Origin of the sequence: Pseudomonas sp. KU26590 (assembly GCF_026153515.1) — a bacterium.
Taxonomy (GTDB): domain Bacteria; phylum Pseudomonadota; class Gammaproteobacteria; order Pseudomonadales; family Pseudomonadaceae; genus Aquipseudomonas.
Window position 1 is genome coordinate 5,799,878 of the sequence record NZ_CP110644.1, and the last position, 26,482, is coordinate 5,826,359.

At 59.4% G+C, this 26,482-nt stretch carries 22 protein-coding genes and 4 tRNA genes; 13 read left to right on the forward strand and 13 right to left on the reverse strand.

Going from position 1 to position 26,482, the window contains the following annotated elements:
* Positions 1-101: 101 nt before the first annotated feature.
* The 6 genes from pilB (at position 102) to OKW98_RS25755 (ending at position 5,398) form a co-directional block, all read left to right on the forward strand.
* Positions 102-1,796, forward strand: a complete 1,695-nt coding sequence (pilB, locus tag OKW98_RS25730) for a type IV-A pilus assembly ATPase PilB (RefSeq protein ID WP_265387219.1) — start codon at positions 102-104, stop codon at positions 1,794-1,796.
* 2 nt (positions 1,797-1,798) lie between these two features.
* On the forward strand, positions 1,799-3,016 hold the full coding sequence (locus OKW98_RS25735; RefSeq protein ID WP_265387220.1) for a type II secretion system F family protein: 1,218 nt from the start codon (positions 1,799-1,801) through the stop codon (positions 3,014-3,016).
* A 2-nt stretch (positions 3,017-3,018) separates the two neighbouring features.
* Positions 3,019-3,891 carry a prepilin peptidase gene (locus OKW98_RS25740; RefSeq protein WP_265387221.1) on the forward strand — a complete coding sequence of 291 codons (873 nt, stop codon included), beginning with the start codon at positions 3,019-3,021 and terminating at the stop codon, positions 3,889-3,891.
* Positions 3,888-4,508 (forward strand): dephospho-CoA kinase, encoded by a 621-nt coding sequence (coaE, locus tag OKW98_RS25745; protein WP_265387222.1) that lies wholly within the window; start codon positions 3,888-3,890, stop codon positions 4,506-4,508. Before OKW98_RS25740 ends, coaE begins: the two co-directional genes overlap by 4 nt.
* On the forward strand, positions 4,508-4,711 hold the full coding sequence (gene yacG, locus OKW98_RS25750) for a DNA gyrase inhibitor YacG (RefSeq protein ID WP_062378727.1): 204 nt from the start codon (positions 4,508-4,510) through the stop codon (positions 4,709-4,711). The genes coaE and yacG overlap by 1 nt, the downstream gene beginning before the upstream one ends.
* A gap of 210 nt (positions 4,712-4,921) precedes the next feature.
* Positions 4,922-5,398, forward strand: a complete 477-nt coding sequence (locus OKW98_RS25755) for a RidA family protein (protein ID WP_265387223.1) — start codon at positions 4,922-4,924, stop codon at positions 5,396-5,398.
* Positions 5,399-5,476: 78 nt separating this feature from the next.
* Here OKW98_RS25755 and OKW98_RS25760 read toward each other — a convergent pair whose 3' ends face one another.
* Positions 5,477-6,121, reverse strand: a complete 645-nt coding sequence (locus OKW98_RS25760) for a hydrolase (RefSeq protein WP_122535388.1) — start codon at positions 6,119-6,121, stop codon at positions 5,477-5,479.
* A 156-nt stretch (positions 6,122-6,277) separates the two neighbouring features.
* Here OKW98_RS25760 and OKW98_RS25765 point away from each other — a divergent pair, with 156 nt between their 5' ends.
* Positions 6,278-7,177 carry a LysR family transcriptional regulator gene (locus tag OKW98_RS25765; protein ID WP_265387224.1) on the forward strand — a complete coding sequence of 300 codons (900 nt, stop codon included), beginning with the start codon at positions 6,278-6,280 and terminating at the stop codon, positions 7,175-7,177.
* Positions 7,178-7,375: 198 nt separating this feature from the next.
* On the opposite strand, the gene OKW98_RS25770 is transcribed toward OKW98_RS25765, so the two are convergent.
* The 4 genes from OKW98_RS25770 to OKW98_RS25785 form a co-directional block, all read right to left on the reverse strand.
* On the reverse strand, positions 7,376-8,329 hold the full coding sequence (locus OKW98_RS25770) for a 2-hydroxyacid dehydrogenase (RefSeq protein WP_265387225.1): 954 nt from the start codon (positions 8,327-8,329) through the stop codon (positions 7,376-7,378).
* 31 nt (positions 8,330-8,360) lie between these two features.
* Positions 8,361-9,125: an SDR family oxidoreductase gene (locus tag OKW98_RS25775; protein WP_265387226.1), complete on the reverse strand. Its 765-nt coding sequence runs from the start codon at positions 9,123-9,125 to the stop codon at positions 8,361-8,363.
* A gap of 51 nt (positions 9,126-9,176) precedes the next feature.
* Entirely contained in the window at positions 9,177-9,878 is a 702-nt protein-coding gene (locus OKW98_RS25780) for a fumarylacetoacetate hydrolase family protein (RefSeq protein WP_265387227.1), read from the reverse strand.
* Positions 9,879-10,072: 194 nt separating this feature from the next.
* Complete coding sequence (locus OKW98_RS25785; RefSeq protein ID WP_416147710.1) at positions 10,073-11,416, reverse strand: MFS transporter; 1,344 nt, start codon at positions 11,414-11,416, stop codon at positions 10,073-10,075.
* Between the two features lie 321 nt (positions 11,417-11,737).
* Here OKW98_RS25785 and OKW98_RS25790 point away from each other — a divergent pair, with 321 nt between their 5' ends.
* From OKW98_RS25790 to OKW98_RS25805, 4 genes are all read left to right on the forward strand, one after another.
* Positions 11,738-12,640 carry a helix-turn-helix transcriptional regulator gene (locus OKW98_RS25790; protein ID WP_265387228.1) on the forward strand — a complete coding sequence of 301 codons (903 nt, stop codon included), beginning with the start codon at positions 11,738-11,740 and terminating at the stop codon, positions 12,638-12,640.
* Positions 12,641-12,973: 333 nt separating this feature from the next.
* Positions 12,974-13,603 carry a DUF1780 domain-containing protein gene (locus tag OKW98_RS25795; RefSeq protein ID WP_074888345.1) on the forward strand — a complete coding sequence of 210 codons (630 nt, stop codon included), beginning with the start codon at positions 12,974-12,976 and terminating at the stop codon, positions 13,601-13,603.
* The gene (locus OKW98_RS25800; RefSeq protein ID WP_265387229.1) at positions 13,600-14,139 is read left to right on the forward strand and encodes an MOSC domain-containing protein; all 540 of its coding nucleotides are present in this window, start codon (positions 13,600-13,602) and stop codon (positions 14,137-14,139) included. The genes OKW98_RS25795 and OKW98_RS25800 overlap by 4 nt, the downstream gene beginning before the upstream one ends.
* Before the next feature lie 252 nt (positions 14,140-14,391).
* Positions 14,392-15,690 carry an NAD(P)/FAD-dependent oxidoreductase gene (locus tag OKW98_RS25805; protein ID WP_265387230.1) on the forward strand — a complete coding sequence of 433 codons (1,299 nt, stop codon included), beginning with the start codon at positions 14,392-14,394 and terminating at the stop codon, positions 15,688-15,690.
* Between the two features lie 1,549 nt (positions 15,691-17,239).
* Here the strand turns inward: OKW98_RS25805 and OKW98_RS25810 are convergent.
* The gene (locus tag OKW98_RS25810) at positions 17,240-18,640 is read right to left on the reverse strand and encodes a diguanylate cyclase domain-containing protein (RefSeq protein ID WP_265387231.1); all 1,401 of its coding nucleotides are present in this window, start codon (positions 18,638-18,640) and stop codon (positions 17,240-17,242) included.
* Between the two features lie 211 nt (positions 18,641-18,851).
* On the opposite strand from OKW98_RS25810, the gene pstS reads away from it, so the two are divergent.
* Positions 18,852-19,886, forward strand: a complete 1,035-nt coding sequence (gene pstS, locus OKW98_RS25815) for a phosphate ABC transporter substrate-binding protein PstS (protein ID WP_265387232.1) — start codon at positions 18,852-18,854, stop codon at positions 19,884-19,886.
* Between the two features lie 102 nt (positions 19,887-19,988).
* On the opposite strand, the gene OKW98_RS25820 is transcribed toward pstS, so the two are convergent.
* The 7 genes from OKW98_RS25820 to rluD form a co-directional block, all read right to left on the reverse strand.
* Positions 19,989-20,065, reverse strand: a tRNA-Pro gene (locus OKW98_RS25820).
* A gap of 94 nt (positions 20,066-20,159) precedes the next feature.
* Positions 20,160-20,235: transfer RNA gene (locus OKW98_RS25825), tRNA-Lys, on the reverse strand.
* A gap of 6 nt (positions 20,236-20,241) precedes the next feature.
* Positions 20,242-20,318: transfer RNA gene (locus tag OKW98_RS25830), tRNA-Pro, on the reverse strand.
* A gap of 20 nt (positions 20,319-20,338) precedes the next feature.
* Positions 20,339-20,414, reverse strand: a tRNA-Asn gene (locus OKW98_RS25835).
* 349 nt (positions 20,415-20,763) lie between these two features.
* On the reverse strand, positions 20,764-23,328 hold the full coding sequence (gene clpB / locus OKW98_RS25840) for an ATP-dependent chaperone ClpB (protein ID WP_265387233.1): 2,565 nt from the start codon (positions 23,326-23,328) through the stop codon (positions 20,764-20,766).
* A 179-nt stretch (positions 23,329-23,507) separates the two neighbouring features.
* Positions 23,508-24,236, reverse strand: a complete 729-nt coding sequence (gene pgeF / locus OKW98_RS25845) for a peptidoglycan editing factor PgeF (protein WP_265387234.1) — start codon at positions 24,234-24,236, stop codon at positions 23,508-23,510.
* A gap of 8 nt (positions 24,237-24,244) precedes the next feature.
* Positions 24,245-25,207: a 23S rRNA pseudouridine(1911/1915/1917) synthase RluD gene (rluD, locus tag OKW98_RS25850; RefSeq protein ID WP_265387235.1), complete on the reverse strand. Its 963-nt coding sequence runs from the start codon at positions 25,205-25,207 to the stop codon at positions 24,245-24,247.
* 151 nt (positions 25,208-25,358) lie between these two features.
* Between rluD and OKW98_RS25855 the strand changes: the two genes are divergently transcribed.
* The gene (locus tag OKW98_RS25855; RefSeq protein WP_108118973.1) at positions 25,359-26,381 is read left to right on the forward strand and encodes an outer membrane protein assembly factor BamD; all 1,023 of its coding nucleotides are present in this window, start codon (positions 25,359-25,361) and stop codon (positions 26,379-26,381) included.
* Positions 26,382-26,482 lie beyond the last annotated feature (101 nt).

A 26,482-nucleotide genomic window follows, 5' to 3' on the forward strand; every position in this document is an offset into this window, starting at 1 on the left:
GTCAGCACAAAGTGACAATTTCCGTCACCCTGACATTGCATATTTGGCAGCCAAGCTTGACTAGGCTATAAACGGTCCAATGTCTGGATCTGGTGGCTGTAATGACTGACGTCGTCCTAACCGGCTTGGCTAAACAACTTGTTGTGGCTGAGCTGCTCACAGAAAAAACGGCCCAAAAAGCCTACGAACAAGCGCGACGTGACAAGGTTTCGCTTGTGCACCACCTCGTCGAGACGAAGCTGCTCAAGAGCATTACGCTGGCCGAGGTCGCATCAGATCAATTCGGTATTCCTTTTCTCGATCTCGGCACCCTAGACAAGGAGACCCAACCGAAAGGGCTCGTCAGTGAAAAGCTCATTCGCCAGCACTGCGCGCTTCCGCTCTGGCGTAGGGGTAACAAGTTATTTGTGGGCATATCCGACCCCACCAATCATCAAGCTATTACTGACATCCAGTTCAGCACCGGCCTGACCACCGAAGCCATTTTGGTCGAGGACGACAAACTGACCATCGCCATCGATAAGTTTTTCGACGGCAATGCTGGTATGGGCGACTTGGCGGACGTCGATCTGGGCCTCGAAATCCAGGCGGTCGATGAGAGCAAAGAAACTGCGATCGGTGGTCAAGACGCCGATGACGCGCCGGTTGTCCGCTTCGTTAACAAGATGCTGATGGACGCGATCCGCCTAGGTTCGTCTGACCTGCATTTCGAACCCTACGAAAAGATCTTCCGGGTAAGGCTCCGCACCGACGGCATTCTTCATGAAGTGGCAAAGCCGCCCATTCACCTTGCAGGGCGGATTGCTGCACGTCTGAAGGTCATGGCGAGCCTCGATATTTCGGAGCGTCGCAAACCCCAAGACGGCCGCATCAAACTAAGAATCTCAAAAAACCGCGCTATCGATTTCCGGGTCAACACGCTGCCCACTCTGTGGGGCGAAAAAATTGTGATGCGGATTCTGGACCCGACTACCGCGCAAATGGGCATTGACGCTTTGGGTTATGAGCCAGAACAAAAAGCTCTTTACCTTGAAGCTCTTCGCCAACCCCAGGGCATGATCCTTGTGACCGGCCCTACCGGCTCGGGTAAAACGGTATCGCTTTATACCGGATTGAATATTCTCAACACCGTTGATATCAACATCTCGACAGCAGAAGACCCGGTAGAGATCAACCTTGAAGGCATCAACCAGGTCAACGTCAATCCGCGTCAGGGAATGGACTTCTCTCAGGCACTGCGGGCGTTTCTGCGTCAGGATCCTGACGTGATCATGGTGGGCGAAATCCGGGACTTGGAAACAGCCGAAATCGCGATCAAGGCCTCGCAAACCGGTCACATGGTTTTATCTACTTTGCACACCAACAGCGCGGCAGAGACACTTACCAGGCTTCATCACATGGGCGTGGCAGCATTCAATATCGCCACGGCGATCAACCTGATCATCGCGCAACGTCTTGCGCGAAAGTTGTGCCCGCAATGCAAAAAAGAAGCTGAGATCCCACGTGAGACTTTGATTGCGGAAGGTTTCCCCGAGTCGCAAATCGGCTCGTTCCAGCTTTACTCTCCAGTAGGCTGCGAACACTGCAACGGCGGATACAAAGGCCGAGTAGGTATCTACGAAGTGGTGAAGAGCACGCCAGCGCTGGAGCGCATCATCATGGAGGAAGGCAACTCGATCCAGATTTCCGAACAGATGCGCAGAGACGGTTTTAATGATTTGCGCACCTCGGGGCTGATGAAGGCGATGCAGGGCGTGACAAGTCTGGAAGAAATAAACAGGGTGACCAAGGATTAAGCATGGCGACCAAAGCAGTAAAAGTCAGCGTCTATGCTTGGGAAGGGGTAGATAAAAAAGGGACCAAGGTCACTGGCGAAATCAATGGGCACAATCCTGCGCTGGTGAAAGCCCAACTGCGAAAGCAGGGTATCAACCCGACCAAAGTTCGTAAAAAGTCTGTCTCGATCTTCGGTAAAGGCAAGAAGATCAAGCCGCTGGACATCGCGTTCTTCAGCCGCCAGATGGCGACCATGATGAAAGCAGGTGTGCCGCTGTTGCAGTCATTCGACATTATCAGCGAGGGGCATGACAACCCGAACATGCGCAAGCTGGTGGACGACATCAAGCAGGAGGTCGCGGCAGGGCACAGTTTTGCCACGGCACTGCGGCAGAAACCCTTATATTTCGATGACCTTTTCTGCAACCTAGTGGATGCGGGTGAACAAGCAGGTGCCCTCGAAACGTTGTTGGATCGAGTCGCGACCTACAAAGAAAAGACCGAGTCGCTGAAAGCCAAGATCAAGAAAGCGATGACCTATCCGATTGCGGTGGTTGTCGTCGCGTTTATCGTAACGGGGATTTTGTTACTCAAAGTAGTACCCCAGTTTCAGACCATTTTTGAAGGGTTCGGAGCTGAGCTCCCAGCATTCACATTGATGGTGATTGGCTTATCAAAAATTGTTCAGGACTATTGGTGGATGATCCTGGGCGGGATTGCGTTAAGTATTTTCTTGTTTCGGCGCGCATACCGAACCTCCGAAAAGTTTAGAAATGGTCTTGACCGAGCACTCCTCAAAGTGCCCGTCATTGGTCCTTTGTTGTACAAATCCGCAGTAGCGCGATACGCACGGACCTTGTCCACGACATTCGCCGCCGGCGTTCCACTGGTAGAGGCGCTTGATTCTGTCGCTGGCGCCACCGGAAATGTTGTCTTCAAGAACGCCGTCAACAAAGTCAAACAGGACGTCTCCACCGGCATGCAACTTAACTTCTCCATGCGCAGCACCGGCGTGTTTCCGATGCTGGCCATACAGATGACCGCGATTGGGGAGGAATCCGGCGCGCTGGATTCTATGCTTGATAAAGTCGCGACTTACTACGAGGACGAGGTCGATAACATGGTCGACAGCCTCACAAGCCTCATGGAACCCATGATCATGGCTTTCCTCGGCGTCATTGTCGGCGGACTCGTGATCGCCATGTACCTTCCCATTTTCAAGCTCGGACAAGTCGTCTAACCATGCCCCTCCTCGACCTCCTGGCCAGCTCCCCGCTGGCCTTCGCTCTATGCGCATTCATCCTCGGCCTGCTCGTCGGCAGTTTCCTGAACGTAGTCGTCTACCGCCTCCCCAAAATGATGATCCGCGACTGGAAAATCCAATCCCGGGAAATGCTCGACCTCCCCCCCGAGCCGCAAACAGAAACCTTCAACCTCATCCTCCCCCACTCCCGCTGCCCGCACTGCTCTCACAAAATACGCGCGTGGGAAAACATTCCGGTGGTGAGTTATCTGATCCTCGGCGGCAAGTGTTCCCAGTGCAAAGCCCCCATCAGCAAGCGCTACCCACTGGTTGAACTGGCCTGCGGCTTACTCTCAGCCTTTATCGCCTGGCATTTCGGTTTCGGCTGGCAGGCAGCGGCGATGCTGGTGCTGACGTGGGGCCTGTTGTCGATGAGTCTGATCGACGCCGATCACCAGCTTCTGCCTGACGCAATCGTGCTGCCACTGTTGTGGCTGGGCCTGATCGTCAACGGGTTCGGGCTGTTCACGTCACTGACTGATGCGGTGTGGGGCGCGGTCGCCGGGTATCTGGTGTTGTGGTGTGTGTTCTGGCTGTTCAAGCTGATCACCGGCAAGGAAGGCATGGGTTACGGCGACTTCAAGTTGCTGGCGATGCTCGGCGCGTGGGGCGGGTGGCAGATTCTGCCGCTGACGATTCTGCTGTCGTCGATTGTCGGGGCGGTGTTGGGCCTGATTCTGCTGCGTTTGCGCAATGTCGAGACCAGCACGCCGATCCCCTTCGGTCCTTATCTGGCGCTTGCGGGGTGGATCGCATTGCTCTGGGGTGATCAAATAACCACTTCGTATTTGCAGATCGCCGGCTTCAGATGACTTCTCCTGCGTCAAAACCCTGGATTCTGGGCCTCACCGGTGGCATCGGCAGCGGCAAGAGTGCGGCCGCTCAGTGCTTCGTGGATCTGGGCGTGCATTTGGTGGACGCCGATCACGCTGCCCGCTGGGTCGTCGAACCCGGGCGCCCTGCCCTGGCGCAGATTGCCGAGCACTTCGGTGCCGATGTGCTGCAGCCCGACGGCACGCTGAGTCGCTCCGCGTTGCGCGAGCTGATTTTCAAGGACCCGCAACAGCGGGTCTGGCTCGAGGGCCTGCTGCATCCACTGATCCGCGAGGAAATTCGTCAGTACCTGGCGCGCGCTGAATCGGCTTACGCGATTCTGGTGTCGCCGCTGCTGCTGGAGACCTCTCAGCACCAGATGGTCCAGCGGGTGTTGGTCATTGATGTACCGGAATCGGTGCAGATCGAGCGCACGGTGTTGCGCGACAAGACCAACGAGGAACAGGTGCGGGCGATTCTGAAGGCGCAGGCCAGTCGCGAGGAGCGCTTGAGCCGGGCTGACGATGTGATCGTCAATGACCGTGACCCGGCCTGGCTGAAAAGCGAAGTCGAGCGTCTGCATCACTTTTATTTAACTTTGCGTGGAGGCCACTGATGAGCCAACCAATGACCGTCGACTGCCCAACCTGCGGAGCGCCCGTCGAGTGGACGCCGGAGAGTAAATTCCGGCCGTTCTGCTCGGACCGTTGCAAGCTGATCGACTTGGGCGCCTGGGCGTCGGAAGAACATGCGATTCCGGTTGCGCCGGATGCAGAAGACGAGCTGTTTTCGGGCGACTTCGACCCTCGTCAGCATTGATCAAACGCGGCGCTCGGAGACTCAGCTTCCCCGGGCGCCAACAAATAACGGGTGCGGTTGAACGTCTCCAGGCAGAACGCCCTGCATTTATCCCCCGTATGACTATTTTCAAGTCGATCTGTATCTGACTTCCTCGCAGCAACTCGCCCAGAATCGGTCCTGAATCCAAACGCGATATATCGCGTTAACTGACTTTGCTGCGGAGCAATTATGTCTAGGGAAGAACGATTCACTGCGGCTTTGAAGCAGCTGGGTTGCTCGTTCGACGGCGGTTTGAAACGGGGTGGTGATTACGCCGCAACGGTTCGTCATGGCGACCAGATATACGTCAGCGGGCAAATACCGCGAGTGGATGACGCGATAGTTCATTCCGGTACAGTCGGCACTGAAATCAGCCTTGACCAAGCACAGGATGCGGCCAGAATCTGTGCGCTACGTTGCCTGGCGTTATTGCGCGAGCAACTAGGCTCTCTGGATGCGATCAAGGCCGTTCTTCGAATAACCGTTTTTGTGCAGTCGGCCGATACCTTCTCTCAACAAAGCGAAGTGGCCAATGGGGCATCGTCCATTCTTCACAGTGTGTTGGGTGAAGCGGGTGCTCATACTCGCACTTCAGTCGGCGTGTATCGATTACCGAAAAACGCGCCGGTAGAGATCGATTTGATTGCAGTGGCAATCCAGGAATAGCGGACTGCACGCGCGTAGTCGCGTGAAACGAAAAAAAGCTTCACGACCTAAATCGCGAAGCTTTTTTTGTTGCGGGGGCTATCCCAATTTACGCTGCGGCGCACCGTGAACCATGGTGTAGGCGTAGTCGACGCCCATGCCGTATGCGCCGCTGTGCTCCAGGACCAGTTCCATTACCGCTTCGTAGGTTTCCTTGTGTGCCCAGTCGCGCTGGAACTCGAGCAGCACCTGCTGCCAGGTCACCGGCACGGCGCCTGCCTGAATCATCCGCTGCACCGACATGTCGTGGGCTTCTTTGGTCGTGCCACCGGAAGCGTCAGTGACGATGTACACCTCGTAGCCTTCAGCCAGTGCGTCCAGCGTCGGGAAGTTCAGGCAGACCTCGGTCCACAGCGCGGCGATGATCAGCTTTTTGCGCCCGGTCGCCTTGACCGCTTCCACCAGTTTTTTGTCTTCCCACGAGTTCATCGACGTGCGCTCGATCGGCTGCTGATCCGGGAACACCGCCAGCAGTTCAGGCCAGATGAAGCCGCTGAAGCTTTTGGTTTCGACCGAGGTGTAGATGGTCGGCACGTTGAAGATCTTGGCGGCTTTGGCCAGGCCAACTGTGTTGTTCTTCAGCGTCTGGCGGTCGATCGACTGAACGCCGAAGGCCATTTGCGGCTGGTGGTCGATGAGGATCAGGGCAGCGTTGGTTGGGTTCAGCAGTTCGCGGATGGACATGGGTGAGTTCCTTGAGTGGTCAGCAGTAAGTTCTTTATGGGTTAGCCGCTGCGCGTGTTGCGCTTGCCAGCTGGCTTGGGAGTGAATTTACGGACTGGCTGCATAGGGAACAATCCCATAGAATCGGGACTCATTGTTTCCAATTAAGAGACGGTCATGGATCGTATCGAATGCATGCGCGCGTTTGTCGCCACGGTGGTCGCCAATGGCTTTGCCGCTGCGGCCCGCGCGCTGGATGTGCCGCGCTCGAAAGTAAGCAAACAGATTCAGGCGCTGGAAGAAGCCATCGGCGTGCAGTTGTTGCAGCGCACCACGCGCAGCCTGCATCTGACCGAAGCAGGCGCCGAGTACTACGACGCGTGTCGGGATGTCATCGCCTCGCTGGACGAAGCCGAACAACGGGCGCGGACGGGGATGGGTGAGATACGCGGCGTGTTGCGAGTCAACGCCCCAATGTCGTTTGGGCTGAGTCGCCTAGGCCCGCTGATCCCGCGTTTCAATGAGCTGCATCCGAACGTCGAGCTTCAAGTGGTGTTGAGCGATCAGCAGGTGGATCCGGTCAAGGGCGGTTTTGACGTGACGATCCGTATCGCCAGCCTGCTGGATTCGTCGATGATCGCGCGCTCACTGGCCCCGGCGCCGAGGATCATGGTGGCCTCGCCCGACTACCTGGCGCGCGAGGGCACGCCGCAAACGCCGAAGGATCTGGCACACCACAAGTGCCTGAGCTACGGCTATCTGCAGAGCGGCGCGAGTTTGCAGTTGTGCAACGGCAAGGAAACCCAGCGGGTGACGGTGAGCGGGCCGCTGCACGCCAACAACGGTGACATCCTGGCGCAGGCTGCTGTGGCGGGAATGGGCATCGCGCTGCTGCCCAATTTCATCATCGAGCGCGCAGTGGCGGACGGGCGACTGGTGCCGGTGCTGTGCGATTGGGAAGCGCCGGCGATTACGGTGAACGCGGTGTACCCCTCGGCTCGACGCGTGCCGATGAAGACTCGGGCGTTTATTGATTTTCTGGTGGCTCAGCTGTCGGTTGATTCCGGGGCGTTTTGAGCGGCAGCCTTGGCATGAATGCTCATTTCAAGCCGTCTCCCACAGACCATGACCCGCCATAACATCTGCAAACGACTCGGGCCCAGTGTAGGAGAGCGCTTGCCCGCGAAACGGTCGTACATTCGACAGATTTTTATCGTTTGTATGCGCGTCATCGCGGGCAAGCGCGCTCCTACAATTGCGGTGGTGTCAGGTCCTTCAGACCACACTCCCCACTGGCACCTTCCCGGCCAGGCCATCCGCCAGACTCGCCAACACCATCTCGCCCATCCGCGTTCGGGTTTGAACGGTGGCGCTGGCGCGGTGGGGTTGGAGAACGACGGTTTCCAGGGCGAACAAGGCATCCGGCACATGGGGCTCGTCAGCGAAGACATCCAGGCCCGCGCCGGCGATTGACCGCGTTTCCAGGGCCGCAACAAGGTCCGGCTCATTGACCAGACTGCCGCGCGCCACGTTGATCAAAAACCCCTGCGCGCCCAGCGCTTCCAATACCTTGGCGTTGATGATGCCCTTGGCTTTGTCGGCCGCTGCGGCAACGATAAGCGCGTCACTTTGCGCGGCCAGTTCGACCAGATCGCTGACGAAGCTGTAAGGCACGTCGCCCATGGCATTAAGGTCGGTGTAGCTGATCGGGCAGCCGAACGCCGCGGCCCGCGTGGCGACGGCCCGCCCTACCCGGCCCATGCCGACGATGCCAATGCGCATACCGCTGAATTGACGCGCCAGTGGCAGCGGCACCAGCGGCGTCGCGGTCTTGGCCCATGCGCCGGAGCGTACATAGCGGTCGCCCGTGCACAGTCCGCGACAGGCCGAAATCAGCAAACCGATGGCGAGGTCGGCGACGTCCTCGGTCAGCGCGCCTATGGTGGCTGCGACGCGAATGCCACGGTCCCGCGCGTAAGCCAGATCAATCGCATCAGTGCCGACGCCGTTGACCGCAATGACTTCCACGTTCGGCAACTGCTCCATCACTTCCCGGGTGATGCCGGTGTGGCCGCCAGTCACCACGCCGCGAATGTTGGCGCCGTGCTCGCGCAGATAAGCCGCCTTATCGGCCTGCTGGAAATACGGGCGAACGGTATAAAGCTCGTTCAGCCGCGCGTTGATTTCAGGGATCAGGATTGGGCTCAATTGGAGGATTTCAGGTTTCATCGGTATCTCGCTCATCTCGAATTCGGACGGATCAACCACGGCCCACGAAGGGCATGTTGGTGGCCATGACGGTCATGTTCAGCACGTTGGCCGACAGCGGCAGCGCGGCGATGTAACGCACGGCGTCGGCGATGTGCTTGACGTCGATCATCGGCTCGACGGCGGTCGATCCATTGGCCTGTCGCACGCCTTTGGTCATACGCACCGACAGCTCGGTCAGCGCGTTGCCGATGTCGATCTGGCTGCAGGCGATGTTGAATTCGCGACCGTCCAGCGCCAGGCTTTTGGTCAGACCCAGCACCGCGTGTTTGCTGGCGGTGTAGGGGCCGGTGAACGGGCGTGGCACGTGGGCGGAGATCGAACCGTTGTTGATGATCCGGCCTCCCTGGGGCGACTGTTTGCGCATCAGGCCAAACGCGCCACGGCTGCACAGGAAAACCCCGGTCACGTTGGTGTCGATCACGCTCAGCCACTTCTCGATCGGCAGTTCGTCCATCGGCACGGCGGGCGCGTTGACGCCGGCGTTGTTGAACACCAGGTCGAGGCGGCCATACACCTCCTCGATCATCGCGAACAGATGGTCGACGCTGGCCGGATCACGCACGTCGCACGACACCGCCAGCGCTTCGCGACCCTGCTCGCGGGCCTGTGCCACCAGTGCTTCGAGAGGTTCCACGCGACGCCCGGTCACGACCACTTTGTAGCCGTCTTCAAGCAGGCCGAACGCGACGGAGCGGCCAATGCCACTGCCTGCGCCGGTGACCAGGGCAATTTTCGAAACGGATTGATCAGTCATTATTGTTCTCCTTTTTGCTCATCAAAAATGCTGCGGTTCTGGATGGATCGCTCAGCGCCGCTTACCCACGCTCACTTCAAATTCACCGATGCCGTCGATGCCGCCGTTGATCACATCTCCGGCTTCGAGCGCGGCGACACCCGGCGGCGTGCCGGTCATGATCAGATCGCCGGCGCGCAACGTGACGGAATGGGAAAGTTGGCTGATGACTTCGCTCACCGACCAGATCTGGCTGTCGAGATCGGCACGCTGGCGCTCGACGCCGTTGACGCTCAGCCAGATGGCGCCTTGTCGCGCATGACCATCGCGGCCTGCCGGGCGGATGGGCGTGATCGGTGCCGAACCGTCGAACGCCTTGGCCGGCTCCCACGGATTGCCGACCGCCTTGGCGGCCATTTGCAGATCACGACGGGTCAGGTCGAGCCCGGCGGCGTAGCCCCAGACGTGGTCAAGGGCGTGTTCGGCGTCGATTTCGAAGCCATCCTTGCCGATGGCAACGACCAGCTCGATCTCGTGGCAAAACTGTTCTGTCTGGGTCGGAAACGCGACCTCGCCGACTGCATCCACCACCGACGTCGCCGGCTTCATGAAGAACGCCGGCACCTCGCGCTCGGCGCTGACCACATCGCCCCACTGATGGCCCCACTGATAGTTGCGGCCCAGGCAAAACACCCGGCCAATGGGGAATCGCGCGTCACTCCCATGCACCGGCAGACTGCTGACCCGGGGAGGTTCGAATACAAAGTTGCTCATGGAATTCCTTATCACCGATAAGACGCTCGATCCCGCCAGATGCATTTCAGACTACGGGATCAAACGGCGGGAAAGTTGGACAAAACCGTGTTTGCACTGGACTAAAAAACTCAATATCGGCGACATTAAAAAAGGCGTATTTGCATACGCCTCTGCCCAGTACGGCATAAGTTCACACACACATTTTCGAGCGGTTAGCTGGCCTTGAGCTCTATGCGATAAATGCGGCCGAGCAACAGTGAATAAGAGAGCGTACCGATACACGCGACCCCGCCAATGAACCAGAACGCCCACGCAAAGTTGCCGGTGACGTGCAGGATCTGCCCGATGACAATCGGTGTGACGATGCCGCCGATATTGGCCGCCAGACTGGTGATGCCCCCGGTCAGACCGATAAGTTCTTTGGGTGCAATTTCCGACACGGCCGCCCAGGAGGATGACGCGATGCCCTGTGCGAAAAAGGCGATTGTGAGCAGCGCGATGCAGACTTCATTGGAGTCGGTGAAGTTGACCAGCATGATCGACATGCCGAGCGCCGAGCCCACCACCAGCGGCAGCTTGCGGGAGAAGGACAGCGAGTAGCCACGACGGATCATCCAGTCGGCGATGAACCCGGCCAGCAGCACGCCGACCGTGGCGCCAATGAACGGCAGTACTGCGAAGATGCCGACTTTGACCATGGTCAGATGCCGCTCTTCAATCAGGTAAGTCGGGAACCAGGTCAGGAAAAAGTACAGCGCCGACGTGCTGGCGAACTTGCCCAGGCAGATGGCCCATACCTGCCGATATTTCAACAGCTCGGCAATTTGCGCCCACTTGAATTTGTTTCTTTCTTGACTGCTTTTGACCAGGCCGCCGCCGTCTTCGATGTAGGCCAGTTCTTCCTTGCTGACTTTCTTGCAGTTCATCGGATCGCGGTACAGGTAGAGCCAAGCCACCCCGAAGAGAATGCCGACGATGCCGGTGCTGTAAAACACGTGGCGCCAGTCATAGGTCGTGGCGAGCCACAACAGCAAACCGGTGAACAGTGCCGTGCCCAGATACTGCCCGCACACATAGATGCTGCTGGCCATGCCCCGCTCCCGCGCCGGAAACCAGACCGTGACCGCGCGGCTGTTGGCTGGAAAAGCTGGTGCTTCCATCGCGCCGATCGCCAGGCGCAAGCCGAACAATGAAGCGAACCCGCCGACCATGCCTTGGCAAACCGTGACCGCCGACCATGAAATGAGTGATGCGCCGTAGGTGAAGCGCGAGCCGAAACGGTCGGCGATGAAGCCGGCGGGCACCAGGGCGAAAGCGTAGGTCCAGGCGAAGGCGGAGAAGATCAGGCCCATCTCGACCTTGTCCAGACCGAGGTCTTTGGCCATGAATGGCGCAGCGATGGAGATGTTGACGCGGTCGACGTAGTTGATGATCGTGGCGATCAACAACAGCGACAGCATGAACCAGCGACGGTGGGTCATCGGGTGGGCAGGAGCAGTGGTGGCAGGAACGGCCACGACAGCATCCATCGCCTGAATTTCAGGGTTGCTCGACATGAGAATTCCTCATTGTTTTTATTGGTATCGAGTGATGAAGCGCGCCCTAAACTTATCGTACAACTTGGTTTAAACAAGACGACGCTTAGAACGTTTTTGGATTTCAATAGGCGCCCGTAATGAATTGTCCAAAAAACGGTGCGCGTGCTAAAACAATGTAGAGCGACCCAATGCGCGTGCAAATGCCTGCGCTAGAGCGGTCTGTAGAAGGCGAGCGGTAAAAGCATTCTTGGACAAATCGACTCGCTACCTCCCTGATGAAAGTTTTGGGCTTAGTCATACGACGACCGACAATAAGCAAAAAAAGAAGAGGAGCACTCGATGGATTCCGTCAATCGCGTACCCACCTACGGCATGCAGCAGCGCAGTGAGCGGCCGGACTTTTACATACGCGGCAAGACCGAGGGCAAAGCGGAGACCGCGCCCCATCGGCACGAGTATTTTCAGATTCAGATCAACCTCGGCGGCGATACTGTGCAGCACATCGGCGGCGTGGTGCGGCCGTTCCCGCGCAACACGCTGGCCTTCATCCTTCCGCACAAATTGCATCTGATCCCGCATCCGCCGGAAGGCAACTTCTTGCTGATCAACTTTGCCCAGACCTTCCTGCTGCCCCAGCTTCAATGCGACCCGCTAGACCTCGAAGACGTGGCCATCGCCCTCGCCCCGGAGCTGTCGCCGTTCCGTTTTCAGGAGCACCTGGATTTCACGCTGGACGCCGATGACTTCGCCGAGATCGCGCATTTGCTCGGGCGCATGCGTGAGCTGGACGCGAACCGACAGTTCGGCACACGTGAGGTTCTCAAGGGGTGTCTGCTGCAACTGATTGGCACGGTCTGCCAGTTGTACGCCGAGCCGATCAAACTACTGGCTGATGACAACGCCGCCGAGCGCAGCCGCCGCGACGCACTGGCGCGGATGTCCGAGTACGTGCGCAAGAACCTCGAAGACCCGGACCTGAGCCTGAAAAAAGCCGCCTCGGCCGCGTTTCTCTCACCCAACTACCTGACGCACTGGCTGCGCAAGGAAGTCGGCAAGACCTTCAGCGAGCTGGTGCTGGAGCGGCGCATGCACCTGGCGCGCACGCTGTTGCTCAACGGCAGCAAACCGGTGGGGGAAGTGGCGCGACTGTGTGGTTTTGCCGATGAGGCGTACTTCTCGCGACGGTTCCGCCACGCCCACGGCATGCCGCCGGGGCAGTTCAGGAAGCAGCGGGATTTGTAGCCGTGATCAACGCCGCACGGTGCGTAGGAGCCGGCGCCTGTAGCAGCTCGAATTTGCCTGCAACACCATCGGTGCAGACCCACCGCAATCGCGGGCAAGCGCGCTCCTACACTTGACTTGCGGTGGCGGGGACTCTGGGTTGTAAATCGGACTGTAGGAGTCGGCTTGCTGCGGACCGCGATCGGACGAAGGCATTGGGTCAGTCAATATTTCTGTAGCTGATCCACCGCGCTCGCCAGCAAGCCGGCGCCTACGGGATATGGGTGCAGACCAACCCAACTTTATCTCCGCCCCATTGTTTCTTCCCCCCTCCAGCGCGTTAAGCTTGGCGCCATGGATGACTCCGATTATCTGCGTCTTTTGACGAGCCAGGCCGAGCAAGCCAATGCGTTTCTGTCCAATGCGCGCAAGTGGGAGCGCGAACGTTGGGTGTGCGAACGATTGCTGCAGGGCCTGAACATTCCCCATCGCACCGACGACTTCCTGCCTGCCGGGCAAGAGCCGCCGGACGTACTGTTTCGCGATGCGTGTTTTGAAGTGTTCTTTGTTCTGGACGAAGGCCGTCGGCTGAACGATGAGTGGCGCGAAGAACTGCAGCGTCGACGCAGCGCGTTTTCCCTCAGCCAATTGGTGCGGCGCGAAGCCAAACCCAAACGCATTCCTGCTGCCGAATTGCTGAGGCGCCTGGCACCCACGCTGCGCAAAAAGGCCCACAACTACAAGGAGCGTGGGCTGGATTTGGGCGAGCTGGACATCATTGCTTTCGCCAGCCTCAAGCGCGAGGTGCTCGACCTGAACAGCCACTTTCCCCCGCCCACCGAGTATTTGCGTCAGGGCTGGCGATCACTCTCGCTGGTCGGACCGACCTTTGCCCGGGTATTGTTCGCCCATCCGGATGCCCCGGATTTCCTGCGGACCAATCTGGGCCGCAGTGTGGTGTTTGATGTAGGAATCAGTTTATGAGTCCGTTGCAGGAATTGATCGCCGATGTACCCCAGCGCGGGCGCGTGCGCTGGATCGGCGTGCGCCCGGAATCCCGTGGCGAGATGGTTGAACTTGACGCCGTGGAAGCTCGCCGCGAAGCTGGCCTGACCGGCGACCACGCGCGCCCTGGCCCGCGCAACGCTCGACAGGTGACGCTGATCCAGTGGGAGCATTTCGCCGTGGTCAGTTCGCTGATGGGCCGGGCCGAGGACAACCCGGTGTTGCCCCAGGATTTGCGACGCAACATTGTGATCAGCGGCATCAACCTGTTCAGCCTGAAAAACCGACGCTTCCGCATCGGTCAGGCGATCTTCGAGACCACCGGCTGGTGCCAACCCTGCGCGCGCCTTGAGCAACGCCTGGGCCACGGCATTTTTCAGGCCGTTCGCGGCCATGGCGGAATCACTGCGCGGGTGATACAAAGCGGCATCGTGCGTGTGGACGACGTTTTGTGTATCGAACCGATCGAACCGAGCGTCCAGGACTTTAACGCAGCCAACAGCGCCGTTTCCTGATCCGGGTCAAGATTGATAAAGAACCTCAAATGATCAGCCGCCTGAAACCTGCCGACCCAGCGCGTGTCGAAGAGTACCTTCGAGCCCCCAGCCCAGGTCGAGCGCCGGCCTTTTTGGCTTCGGCTGCTCCTTCTGGTGGTGCTCGGACCGGGCCCGTTGAACCGTTTACAAAGCGATCTGACGCTATGAGCTGCCTTGCGCTCGCGCGGATTGCGCTGACACAGAATTCCTTAAGCCTTATGAGATATCCCCATGACCCATCGTATTGTGATTGTCGGCGGAGGCGCTGGCGGTCTGGAGCTGGCTACCCGTCTGGGTAAAACCCTGGGCAAGAAAGGCACCGCCAGCGTCACGCTGGTCGACGCCAACCTGACCCACATCTGGAAGCCGCTGCTGCACGAGGTGGCTGCCGGTTCGCTCAACTCTTACGAGGACGAGCTGAATTACGTGGCCCAAGCCAAGTGGAACCACTTTCAGTTCCAGATGGGTCGCATGACCGGGCTGGATCGGGAGAACAAGCAGATCCACCTGGCCGAGACCCTCGACGAAAACGGCAATGAGCTGGTCCCGGCGCGTAGCCTGGATTACGACTCGCTGGTGATTGCCGTGGGCAGCACGACCAATGATTTCGGCACCAAAGGCGCGGCGGAGCACTGCCTGTTCCTGGACACGCGCAAGCAGGCCGAGCGCTTCCATCAGCAGTTGCTCAATCGCTATCTGCGCGCCCACGCCAGCCAGACCGATGTGGCCGAAGAGATCAACGTCGCCATCGTCGGCGCCGGTGCGACCGGTGTCGAGCTGGCTGCGGAGCTGCACAATGCCGCGCACGAACTGGCGGCTTACGGGCTGGGCCAGATCAAGCCGGAAAACCTGCGCATCACGGTGATCGAGGCTGGGCCGCGCGTCCTGCCGGCGCTGCCGGAACGCATTGGCGGCCCGGTACACAAGACGCTGGAGAAGCTCGGCGTCACGGTGCTGACCAATTCGGCAGTCAGCGAAGTGACGGCTGACAGTCTGGTGACCGCGACCGGTCAGGTGATTCCTGCGACGCTGAAAGTCTGGGCGGCGGGCATCCGCGCTCCGGCATTTCTGGAAGGCATCGCCGGCCTTGAGACTAATCGCATCAACCAGCTGCAAGTGCGCCCGACGCTGCAGACGACGCGCGACGACAGTATCTTCGCCTTCGGTGACTGCGCCGCCTGCCCGCAAAAAGGCACCGACCGCAATGTCCCGCCCCGCGCGCAAGCTGCGCATCAACAAGCGTCGTTGCTAGTGAAATCACTGAAGCTGCGCATCGAGGGCGGCACGCTGCCGGAGTATCGCTACCAGGATTACGGCTCGCTGATTTCGCTGTCGAAGTTCTCAGCGGTCGGCAATCTGATGGGCAACCTGACCGGGAGTGTCATGCTCGAAGGCTGGCTGGCGCGGATGTTCTACGTCTCGCTGTACCGCATGCACCAGATGGCGCTCTACGGCATGTTCCGCACGCTGATGCTCATGCTGGGGAGCCGAATCGGTCGCGGCACCGAACCACGGATGAAGCTGCACTAAGGCTGAGCCTTGCAGGCCCGCGCGAAAGGTGGGGCGGGCCTGGCTTGAAAGGCATATCTCGCCCCGCCTCTGCCGAAGGCGTAGGAGCGCGCTTGCCCGCGAAACCGTCAGTACATCCGACGCATCTCCATCGGCTGTACGTAAGCCTTCGCGGGCAAGCGCGCTCCTACAATGGCCGGGCGCTGCGGAATATGCGCCTGGTTTTTAGACGTAGGAGCGTGGCTTGCCCCGCGATCTGCCGCGCAGCGGCAGCAAACCTGCCAATGCGGTGTGCCTGATGACACAGGGTCGTCTGGTTGACTGCCGGTTCCCGGCAGATCGCGGGACAAGCCACGCTCCTACGGCCTCAGGCTAGAATCAAAACCCCAACCGCTCCGGCAATATCGCCTGGCTTCTGCCGAAGGCGTAGGGGCGCGCTTGCCCGCGAAAGCGTTGGTACATCCGACGCATCTCTATCGGCTGTACCCACGTCTTCGCGGGCAAGCGCGCTCCTACAATGACGGGGCGGTGCGGGATAGACGTCTGGTTTTAAGGCGTAGGCGCGTTGCTTGTCCCGCGATCTGGCGCGCAGCGGCAGCAAACCCGTCAATGCGGTGCGTCTGAGGAAACAGGGGTCGTCTGGTTGAATGCCGGTTCCCGGCAGATCGCGGGACAAGCCGCGCTCCTACGGCCTCCGGCCAGAATCAAACCCCAACCTTTCAGGCAATCTCGCCCCGCTTCTGCCGAAGGCGTAGGAGCGCGCTTGCCCGCGAAAGCATTTGTACATCCGACGCATCTCTATCGGTTGTACGTAAGTCTTCGCGGGCAAGCGCGCTCCTACAATGGCGGGGCGCTGCGGGATAGGCGTCTGGTTTTAAGGCGTAGGCGCGTGGCTTGTCCCGCGATCTGGCGCGCAGCGGCAGCAAACCGGCCAATGCGGTGTGCCTGATGACACAGGGTCGTCTGGTTGACTGCCGGTGCCCGGCAGATCGCGGGACAAGCCACGCTCCCACGGTCTCCGGCCAGAATCAACACCCCAACCGTTCAGGCAATATCGCCTGGCTTCTGCCGAAGGCGTAGGAGCGCGCTTGCCCGCGAAAGCGTTGGTACATCCGACGCATCTCTATCGGCTGTACGTAAGCCTTCGCGGGCAAGCGCGCTCCTACAATGACGGGGCGGTGCGGGATAGACGTCTGGTATTAATGCGTAGGAGCGTGGCTTGTCCCGCGATCTGGCGCGCAGCGGCAGCAAACCTGCCAATGCGGTGTGCCTGATGAAACAGGGTCGTCTGGTTGACTGCCGGTTCCCGGCAGATCGCGGGACAAGCCACGCTCCTACGGCCTCCGGCCAGAATCAACACCCCAACCGTTCAGGCACACCCCGCCCCGCTTCTGCAGAAGGCGTAGGAGCGCGCTTGCCCGCGAAAGCGTCAGTACATCCGACACATCTCTATCGGCTGTACCCACGTCTTCGCGGGCAAGCTCGCTCCTACAATGATGGTGGTGCTACGGGATATGCTTCTCGCCTGAAGTCGAACGAGCGCCGCTCTACCGCGCTCAGCACCAACACGCTATGGCATCACGCACCCTTTGCCCAGATGCTTGGCCTTGTACATCCAGCGGTCGGCTTCGCGCATTAGGTCGTCGGGGGCTTTGCCGGAGCCGGGTTCGTACATGGAAAAGCCGATGCTGGCGTTGCTGCGAATCACATCGCCTTTGATCGTGAGCGGCTGAGCAATAGCGGCGAGAAGTTTGTGGGCCACTTCGCGTGCTTCGTCCACACCCGGCGTGATGCCCTCCAGGATCACGATGAATTCGTCACCGGCCAGCCGAACCAGGCTGTCGGTCCTGCGGATGCAGCTCTGCAACCGTGTGGAAATAGCGCGCAGCAGATCATCCCCGGCGTCGTGCCCATAATTGTCGTTGATGAATTTGAACCCATCCAGATCGATGAACATCAGCGCCAGTTGCAACCTGGAGCGGTCAGCCCGGGCTTGAGCGATGGGCAACAGCGAGTCCAGCGCGCGGCGATTGTGCAGGCCGGTCAGGGAGTCATGTCGGGCTTCCTGCTCAAGCTCCTTGCGCGCTTGAATGTCCTGGATGATTGAAATGAAATATTCCAGCTCTCCTGCTTCGGACAGCTTCTTCGTGACGCTCAAATTGACCCAGACCGCACTGCCGTTTTTGCGCAGGTAACGCTTCTCCATCTGGTAGCTGTCGATCTGACCGACACTCAGCTGATGCAGCGTCTCAAGATCAATGCCCAGATCGTCAGGGTGAGTGATGTCCTGAAAAGTCAGCTGCCGCAGTTCTTCGGGTGCGTAGCCGACGATGTCGCACAATGCGGCGTTGACGCTGATCCAGCCACCGTCCGGCGCAACCAGCGCAATGCCTACCGACGCCAGCTCGAACATGGAGCGATAGCCCGCCTCGCTGGCTTCGAACAACGCCTCGGAGCGACTCTTCTGAAGCCTGGCCAGCATCAGGTTCTCTCGCAGCTGCATTTCGCGGCTGACGATATCAGCGAGGTCGCGAAGGATGGTCATCTCGTCCGGCGTCAGAATCCTCGGCCGCGCGTCGATTGCGCAAAGCGTGCCGACCGCGAAGCCCTTGCTGGTACGTATGGGCACGCCAGCATAAAAACGCACATGGGGACCGCCGGTGACCAATTGGCTGTCACAGAAGCGCGCGTCCTCGATGGCATCGGGCACCACCAGTTCGGCATCTTCGAGAATGGCGTGAGCACAGAAGGCGGACTCCCGCGGCAGCTCTACCGCCTCAAGCCCGACGCGGGACTTGAACCACTGACGGTCCTGATCGACCAGCGAGATCAGGGCGATGGGTACGTTTAATACTTGCGCCAACAGCCGCGTGATCCGGTCAAGCTCGACCTCGGGCGGTGTGTCGAGTACTTCGAGAAGGTGCAGCGCGTCTAGTCGCTGTTGCTCGAATGAAGGAGTTGGCGACTTCATAGAACGGCCGATCCTGGAAAGACTGCCTGAAGTCTATACCGGCCCTCATGAATCCGCCCAGCGAGGTCTTTAAATAACCGCCTCCCGCCCGTATCGCTGGATTCTTTCAACGATGAAGACGTCCGTCATGCCTTGTCATAAAAACGTGCTGTTTGCTGTGATCCCATCAAGGCATCTCACCCCGATGTCGCTTGATTACAGGAAGTCATCCATGTTGCAGCTCTCCCGACTGATGCTGGCCGCAGGCCTTGGCATCGCGCTCAATCTATCCATGGTCGCCACGGCAGGCGCAACGTCCGAGGTTACCGGCGCCGGCTCCACGTTCATTTATCCGGTGTTGTACAAGTGGGCCACTGACTACAACCAGAAGAACCACATCAAGGTCAATTACCAGTACATCGGCTCTGGCGCGGGCATTGCGTTGATCAAGGAAGGCGCCGTGGATTTCGGTGCGACTGACCGCCCGATGAGCTCGGCTGACCTTCAATCCTTCGGGCTGCAGCAGTTTCCGTCTGTGATCGGCGGCATCGTCCCGGTCATCAACATCGCCTCGATAAAACCGGGCACCCTGAAATTCACGGGCCCGGTGCTGGCCGACATCTACTTGGGGAAGATCAGCAACTGGAATGACCCGGCCCTCGCCGCCCTGAACCCGGACGTGAAGTTGCCTGACGCGAAAATCAGCGTCGCGTACCGCTCGGATGATTCCGGCACTACGTTCAATTGGGTCAGTTATCTGGCGAAGGTCAGCCCGCAATGGAAGAGTCAGCTCGGCGCGGGTTCTTCGGTCAAGTGGCCGGTGGGCATGGGCAGCAAAGGCAGCGAAGGCGTGGCGACGTACGTGAAGCAGGTTCCGAACTCGATCGGCTACGTTGAGTACGCCTACGTCAAACAGCAGAAGTTGAATTATGGGCTGTTGCAGAACGCTGCCGGCACATTCGTGACGCCGAGCACCGAGAGCTTTCAGGCGGCAGCCGCGACGGCAGACTGGAAGAATGCGAAGGACTTTGATCTGTCGATGCTCGACGCACCGGGGGAAAACGCTTACCCGATCACCGCGGCAACGTTCATCGTGATGTACAAGGAGCCCAAAGACGCGGACCGGCAGAAGACCGTTCAGGATTTCTTTCGCTGGACGCTGGAGAGTGGGCAGGAACACGCACGCTCGCTGGACTTCGCACCGATCCCGAATGACCTGAAGAATCAGATCGAGGCGTACTGGGCTAACCCGTCCAAGGCTCAGTGAATGCCGGAAACGAAAAAAGCGTCCCGAAGGACGCTTTTTTGTAGCTTCAGCGCGAGTGGCGCTTAAGCGGTATTTTCTGCTCTGATACAGCCAAGGCGAAAATGGTCGGGGTAAGGGGATTCGAACTCCTGACATCCTGCTCCCAAAGCAGGCGCGCTACCGGACTGCGCTATACCCCGGTGAAACATTGAAAACACCCTAAGGTATTTCCAGAGCGGGTGACGCGAATGGCGTCACTCCCTAAGATCCAACCCGATGAAGCCAGGTCAAAAATGGTGGGTCGTGTGGGATTCGAACCTACGACCAATTGGTTAAAAGCCAACTGCTCTACCAACTGAGCTAACGACCCAAATAATGGTCGGGGTAAGGGGATTCGAACTCCTGACATCCTGCTCCCAAAGCAGGCGCGCTACCGGACTGCGCTATACCCCGACGGTACTACCTCTTGAAATTGGCTCCGTGACCAGGACTCGAACCTGGGACCCAATGATTAACAGTCATTTGCTCTACCGACTGAGCTATCACGGAACGATCTTTTCAAATCTATCAATTTCAGATGCAGCGTTTGACGCGCTTCAACACAACAAATTCAGTAAATTCCCACCAAACGAATCTGGCGTTTACTTCACTGGACCTACCGCATTTTCAGCCTCTTCGACCTGTTTGCATCGCTGCGTTCACGTCTCTGAGGCGCGCTATTCTACATTTCCAGAAACACCTGTCAACCCTCTAAATTGCTTTCAAGACAATGATTTGCGAATTTTTTGCGGATCGCCCTCAAGCTCTCGAAAATCCTGCGCCTCAGGGAATAAATCACCCCGCATAAAAAAGGGCTCCCACCAGGAGAGCCCTTTGCGCATCTATATAGAAGCGCGGATCAGCCGAAGACGATCTCGTCGTCCTGCACCGTGCCTCTGATGCTGGTGCCAGGCATGAAGCCACCCGACAGAATCAACTGAGCCAGCGGGTTTTCGATCCAGCGCTGGATGGCTCGCTTGAGCGGCCGCGCGCCGTATACCGGGTCGTAGCCCACGGCGATCAGCTTGTCCATCGCCTCGCTTGACAGCTCCAGACCCAGATCGCGCTCCGCCAGGCGCTGGCGCAGTCGGCCCAGCTGGATCTCGGTGATGCCTGCGATCTGGTCGCGGGCCAGCGGTTCGAAGATCACCACTTCGTCGACCCGGTTGATGAACTCCGGACGGAAGTGCGTGGTGAGCGCATCCATGACCGCCGCGCGCTGCCCTTCCCGATCGCCCACCAGCTCCTGGATGCGAGCCGAGCCCAGGTTGGACGTCATGACGATCACGGTATTACGGAAATCCACCGTACGCCCGTGACTGTCGGTCAGACGCCCGTCCTCGAGCACTTGCAGCAGGATGTTGAAGACGTCCGGGTGCGCTTTCTCGACTTCGTCCAGCAGGATGACCGAGTAAGGCTTGCGGCGCACCGCCTCGGTCAGATAGCCACCTTCTTCGTAACCGACATAGCCAGGTGGCGCGCCGATCAGTCGAGCCACGGAATGTTTCTCCATGAACTCGGACATGTCGATCCGCACCATGGCCTCTTCGGTGTCGAACAGGAATTCGGCCAGTGCCTTGCACAGCTCGGTCTTCCCTACACCGGTTGGGCCGAGGAACATGAACGAGCCGCTCGGACGATTCGGGTCCGACAACCCGGCACGCGAACGGCGCACCGCATTGGCCACCGCGACGACCGCTTCGTTCTGCCCGATCACGCGCTGGTGCAGCAGCTCTTCCATCTTCAGCAGCTTGTCACGCTCGCCTTCGAGCATCTTCGAGACCGGAATGCCGGTCCATTTGGACACGACTTCGGCAATCTCTTCCTCGGTCACCTTGCTGCGCAGCAACTGATTTTCCGGTTTGCCGTGCTGGTCGACCATCTGCAGGCTGCGTTCCAGATCAGGGATGACCCCGTACTGCAATTCAGCCATGCGGTTGAGGTCGCCCTTACGCCGCGCCGCTTCCAGTTCCTGGCGCGATTGCTCGATCTTCTGCTGAATCTGCGCAGAACCGGTCACTTCGGCTTTTTCGGAGGTCCAGATTTCTTCGAGGTCGGCATATTCCCGCTCAAGGCGATGAATCTCTTCCTGAAGTTTTTCCAGGCGCTTGATCGCGGCCTCGTCGTCTTCCTTCTTGAGCGCCTGCGCTTCTACCTTCAACTGGATCAGGCGGCGCTCAAGACGGTCGAGTACTTCAGGCTTGGAGTCGATCTCCATGCGAATGCGGCTCGCCGCTTCGTCGATCAAGTCGATCGCCTTGTCCGGCAGCTGCCGATCAGTGATGTACCGATGACTGAGCTTGGCCGCGGCGATGATCGCGCCGTCGGTGATCGCCACCTTGTGGTGAACCTCATAGCGCTCTTTCAAGCCGCGCAGGATGGCGATGGTGTCTTCTTCGCTCGGCTCGTCCACCAGCACTTTCTGGAAGCGACGTTCGAGCGCCGCGTCCTTCTCGATATATTGGCGGTACTCGTTGAGCGTCGTGGCGCCCACGCAATGCAGCTCGCCACGGGCCAGCGCAGGCTTAAGCATGTTGCCTGCGTCCATCGAGCCTTCGGCCTTGCCGGCACCGACCATGGTGTGCAACTCGTCGATGAACAGGATGATCTGCCCTTCCTGCTTAGACAGTTCGTTGAGCAGGCCTTTCAGGCGCTCTTCGAACTCGCCACGGAACTTGGCGCCCGCGATCAGCGCGCCCATGTCCAGCGACAACAGACGCTTGCCACGCAGGCCGTCCGGCACTTCGCCATTGATGATGCGCTGGGCGAGGCCTTCGGCGATGGCGGTTTTACCCACGCCAGGCTCACCGATCAGCACCGGGTTGTTCTTGGTCCTACGCTGCAGCACCTGGATGGTCCGACGGATTTCGTCGTCGCGGCCGATCACCGGGTCGAGCTTGCCTTCCTCGGCGCGCTTGGTCAGGTCAACGGTGTACTTGTCCAGCGCCTGACGGGACTCTTCCGCGTTCGGGTCGTTGACGGCATCGCCGCCACGCAGGTTGCTGATCGCGTTTTCCAAAGCTTTCTTACTGACGCCCTGGCCAAGCAGCAGCTTGCCGAGTTTGCTGTTCTCGTCCATCGCGGCGAGCAGCACCAGCTCGCTGGAGATGAACTGATCGCCCTTCTGCTGAGCCAGACGATCGGCCTGGTTCAACAGGCGCGCCAGATCCTGCGACATGTTCACGTCGCCAGTCGGGTTCTGGATCTTCGGCAGCTGGTCGAGCTCTTTGGTGAGCGCAGTGCGCAGGCTGTTGACGTCGAAGCCCACTTGCAGCAGCAAAGGCTTGATCGAACCGCCCTGCTGCTCAAGCAATGCCTGCATCAAATGCGCAGGCTCGATGGCCGGGTGGTCAAGGCCTACCGCCAGGGATTGGGAATCTGATAAAGCGAGTTGTAATTTGCTGGTTAAACGGTCAATACGCATGGATCACCTTCCTATGTGGGCAGGCCGGAGTAATGAACACACCTAATAAAGAAAACCTGCCAGATGGTTCTTTACATGCGGCCGATTAGGCAGGATTCAAGCGCTGCCGGGTTGATGTGGATCAACATTAGCTTGAAGGAAGGGATTCGGGAGGTATTAGTGCAGACGCGCAGCTGAGGCTAACGGGCTTCGATCCAGACAAGCGAAGCGAACCGTCCGGTGCGTGCGCCACGGCGATAGGAGAAGAATCGCTCATCGTTGAAGGTCGAGAGACCGCCGCCATACACCGCTGTCACGCCGTGGGCCGCCAGACGCAGGCGCGCCAACTGGTAGATGTCGGCCATGAACTTGCCGGCGTTGGCGCCTGGCACGAATGCATCGGCTGCCTCGGGGTGCTTGGCCATAAAGGTCTCGCGCACTTCAGGGCCCACTTCGAACGCCTGCGGCCCGATGGCAGGGCCGAGCCAGACAATAACGTCAGAGGGCACATCGGCAAAGCTGTCCACAGTCGCCTCAAGCACACCCGCCGCCAGACCGCGCCAGCCCGCATGGGCAGCGGCGACCTGGGTGCCCGCCTTATTGCAGAACAGTGCGGGCAAGCAATCGGCCGTCATGATGGTGCACGCCACGCCCGGTGTTTTGCTCCAGCTTGCGTCAGCCTGAAGGACTTCTGCCGGCGCGGCCTCGACGACGTCAATACCGTGAACCTGCTTCAGCCATGCAGGCTGAATGCGCAGGCGCGAGTTCAGCGCTGAACGGTTATGCGCAACGGCTGCTGAATCATCGTCGACGTGATCACCCAAGTTGAAACTGTCGAACGGCGCCACACTGACACCGCCCGAACGCGTCGTGACGCACGCGTTGATACCCACTGGCGCAGGCCAGTCGGGGATCAACCAGTCCGTCACGGGCTCAGTCATCCGATAAAGGCTTCGCGGTCTTGCTTGAGCAGAGTCAGCAACCAGACAAAGTCGTCCGGCAGCGGCGATTCCCAGCTCATGCGCTGACCGGTCGTCGGATGATCCAGTTCAAGGAAACGCGCATGCAGCGCCTGACGCGGGAAATGTTTCAGCGATTCGACCATGTTGACGTTGGCCGCAGGTGGAATCCGGAAGCGCCCGCCGTAGGCAGGATCGCCGACCAGCGGGAAGTTGATGTGGGCCATGTGCACGCGAATCTGGTGGGTACGCCCGGTTTCCAGCTTGACCCGCACGTGGGTGTGCGAACGGAAACGCTCCAGAACCCGGTAATGGCTGACCGCAGGCTTGCCGCCTTCCATCACCGCCATGCGCTGACGCTGCTGACCATGACGACCGATCGGTGCGTTGATCTTGCCGCCGGCAGTCACCACGCCGATGACGATGCACTCATAGATGCGGCTGACGCTGCGATTCTGCAGCTGGGTGACCAGTTGCGTCTGCGCCTGGATGGTCTTGGCAACCACCATTAGGCCGGTGGTGTCCTTGTCCAGGCGGTGCACGATGCCAGCACGCGGGACATTGATGATGTCCGGCACATGGTGCAGCAAGGCGTTGAGCAGGGTGCCATCGGCGTGACCGGCTGCCGGATGCACCACCAGACCGGACGGTTTGTTGATGACCAGGATCTGGTCGTCTTCGTAGACGATATCGAGCTCGATGTCCTGCGCGATCCACTCGCCCTGGGCCTCTTGCTCGGCTTTGAGGAGCAGAACGGCGCCGCCATGCACGATGTCACGCGGGCGCAAAGCGCCTCCGTCCACAGTCAGGCGACCGTCTTTGATCCAGGCGGAAAGGCGCGAGCGCGAGTGCTCTGCGAATAGTTGGGCGGCGACTTGGTCGAGGCGTTGACCGCCCAATTCGGACGGCACCTCTGCGCGGAGTTCTATGATCTCAGACATGCTCAAACTAGGAGGTGGCACTGGCCTTTGGTTTCGGCTGTGCGCTTGTGGTTAAATACGGCGTCTTTTGTCCCGGGGGTTCCACGGGGCGCCCATCATAACAGGACGGTCCTGCGCAAGACAGCAGGCCGTTATAGGGACGCAAGCCGCCATGCAAGTGAAACACCTGCTGCTGATAGCCATCCTCGGACTTACTGTTGCCTGTTCTTCGAAGAAAGAAGTCATCGACGAAAACCTCAGTGAAGTCGAGCTGTACCAGCAGGCGCAGGCCGATCTGGACAACAACAGCTATAACAGCGCCACCGAGAAGCTCAAGGCGCTGGAGTCGCGTTATCCGTTCGGTCGCTATGCTGACCAGGCGCAACTCGAGCTGATCTACGCCAACTACAAGAATGGCGAGCCCGAAGCTGCCAAGTCGGCGGCCGAGCGTTTCATTCGTCTGCACCCGCAGCACCCGAACGTCGACTACGCCTATTACCTCAAGGGCCTGACCTCGTTCGACCAGGACGTCGGCATCATCGCCCGCTTCCTGCCGCTGGATCAGACCAAGCGTGACCCGGGCGCTGCTCGCGATTCGTATAACGAGTTCGCTCAGCTGACCAGCCGCTACCCGAACAGCCGCTACGCGCCCGACGCCAAGCAGCGCATGATTTACCTGCGCAACCTGCTGGCGGCCTACGAGATTCACGTTGCCGACTACTACCTGACCCGTCAGGCCTACGTGGCAGCGGCCAACCGTGGTCGCTACGTGGTTGAAAACTTCCAGGAAACCCCATCGGTCGGTGACGGCCTGGCGGTCATGGTCGAGGCTTATCAGCGTCTGCACCTGGACGACCTGGCTGACACCAGCCTGCAGGTCCTGAAGACCAACTACCCGGATCACCCGCAACTGGTCGACGGCAAGTTCGAAGCGCGGACGGCAGAAGCCGACAACCGCTCGTGGCTGTCCAAGGCGACGCTGGGCCTGATCGAAAGCCGTCCGCCGCTGCCGCCAGGACAAACCCGCGCCAACCAGGACGTGATCAAGCAATACCAGGACGCCAAGGAAGCCATCCCTGCCGACCTGTTGCCTGAGAACCAGTCGGCTGACGAAGAGAAGAAAAACAGTGATGACGACGGCACGCCGAAAAGCCGCTCGATCTTCAGCTACATGACCTTTGGCCTGTTCGACTGATTCAGTCCCCGCCAAATGTCAGCTAAAAGAGGCCCTTCGGGGCCTTTTTTCATGCCTGACCGTTTTCCGACAGCATTCGGCGATGGAGATGACTGTGCGCC

Coding starts and splice junctions, on each gene's coding strand:
- pilB (WP_265387219.1), top strand. CDS start 102: ATGACTGACGTCGTCCTAACCGGCTTGGCTAAACAACTTGTTGTGGCT.
- OKW98_RS25735 (WP_265387220.1), top strand. CDS start 1,799: ATGGCGACCAAAGCAGTAAAAGTCAGCGTCTATGCTTGGGAAGGGGTA.
- OKW98_RS25740 (WP_265387221.1), top strand. CDS start 3,019: ATGCCCCTCCTCGACCTCCTGGCCAGCTCCCCGCTGGCCTTCGCTCTA.
- coaE (WP_265387222.1), top strand. CDS start 3,888: ATGACTTCTCCTGCGTCAAAACCCTGGATTCTGGGCCTCACCGGTGGC.
- yacG (WP_062378727.1), top strand. CDS start 4,508: ATGAGCCAACCAATGACCGTCGACTGCCCAACCTGCGGAGCGCCCGTC.
- OKW98_RS25755 (WP_265387223.1), top strand. CDS start 4,922: ATGTCTAGGGAAGAACGATTCACTGCGGCTTTGAAGCAGCTGGGTTGC.
- OKW98_RS25760 (WP_122535388.1), bottom strand. CDS start 6,121: ATGTCCATCCGCGAACTGCTGAACCCAACCAACGCTGCCCTGATCCTC.
- OKW98_RS25765 (WP_265387224.1), top strand. CDS start 6,278: ATGGATCGTATCGAATGCATGCGCGCGTTTGTCGCCACGGTGGTCGCC.
- OKW98_RS25770 (WP_265387225.1), bottom strand. CDS start 8,329: ATGAAACCTGAAATCCTCCAATTGAGCCCAATCCTGATCCCTGAAATC.
- OKW98_RS25775 (WP_265387226.1), bottom strand. CDS start 9,125: ATGACTGATCAATCCGTTTCGAAAATTGCCCTGGTCACCGGCGCAGGC.
- OKW98_RS25780 (WP_265387227.1), bottom strand. CDS start 9,878: ATGAGCAACTTTGTATTCGAACCTCCCCGGGTCAGCAGTCTGCCGGTG.
- OKW98_RS25785 (WP_416147710.1), bottom strand. CDS start 11,416: ATGTCGAGCAACCCTGAAATTCAGGCGATGGATGCTGTCGTGGCCGTT.
- OKW98_RS25790 (WP_265387228.1), top strand. CDS start 11,738: ATGGATTCCGTCAATCGCGTACCCACCTACGGCATGCAGCAGCGCAGT.
- OKW98_RS25795 (WP_074888345.1), top strand. CDS start 12,974: ATGGATGACTCCGATTATCTGCGTCTTTTGACGAGCCAGGCCGAGCAA.
- OKW98_RS25800 (WP_265387229.1), top strand. CDS start 13,600: ATGAGTCCGTTGCAGGAATTGATCGCCGATGTACCCCAGCGCGGGCGC.
- OKW98_RS25805 (WP_265387230.1), top strand. CDS start 14,392: ATGACCCATCGTATTGTGATTGTCGGCGGAGGCGCTGGCGGTCTGGAG.
- OKW98_RS25810 (WP_265387231.1), bottom strand. CDS start 18,640: ATGAAGTCGCCAACTCCTTCATTCGAGCAACAGCGACTAGACGCGCTG.
- pstS (WP_265387232.1), top strand. CDS start 18,852: ATGTTGCAGCTCTCCCGACTGATGCTGGCCGCAGGCCTTGGCATCGCG.
- clpB (WP_265387233.1), bottom strand. CDS start 23,328: ATGCGTATTGACCGTTTAACCAGCAAATTACAACTCGCTTTATCAGAT.
- rluD (WP_265387235.1), bottom strand. CDS start 25,207: ATGTCTGAGATCATAGAACTCCGCGCAGAGGTGCCGTCCGAATTGGGC.
- OKW98_RS25855 (WP_108118973.1), top strand. CDS start 25,359: ATGCAAGTGAAACACCTGCTGCTGATAGCCATCCTCGGACTTACTGTT.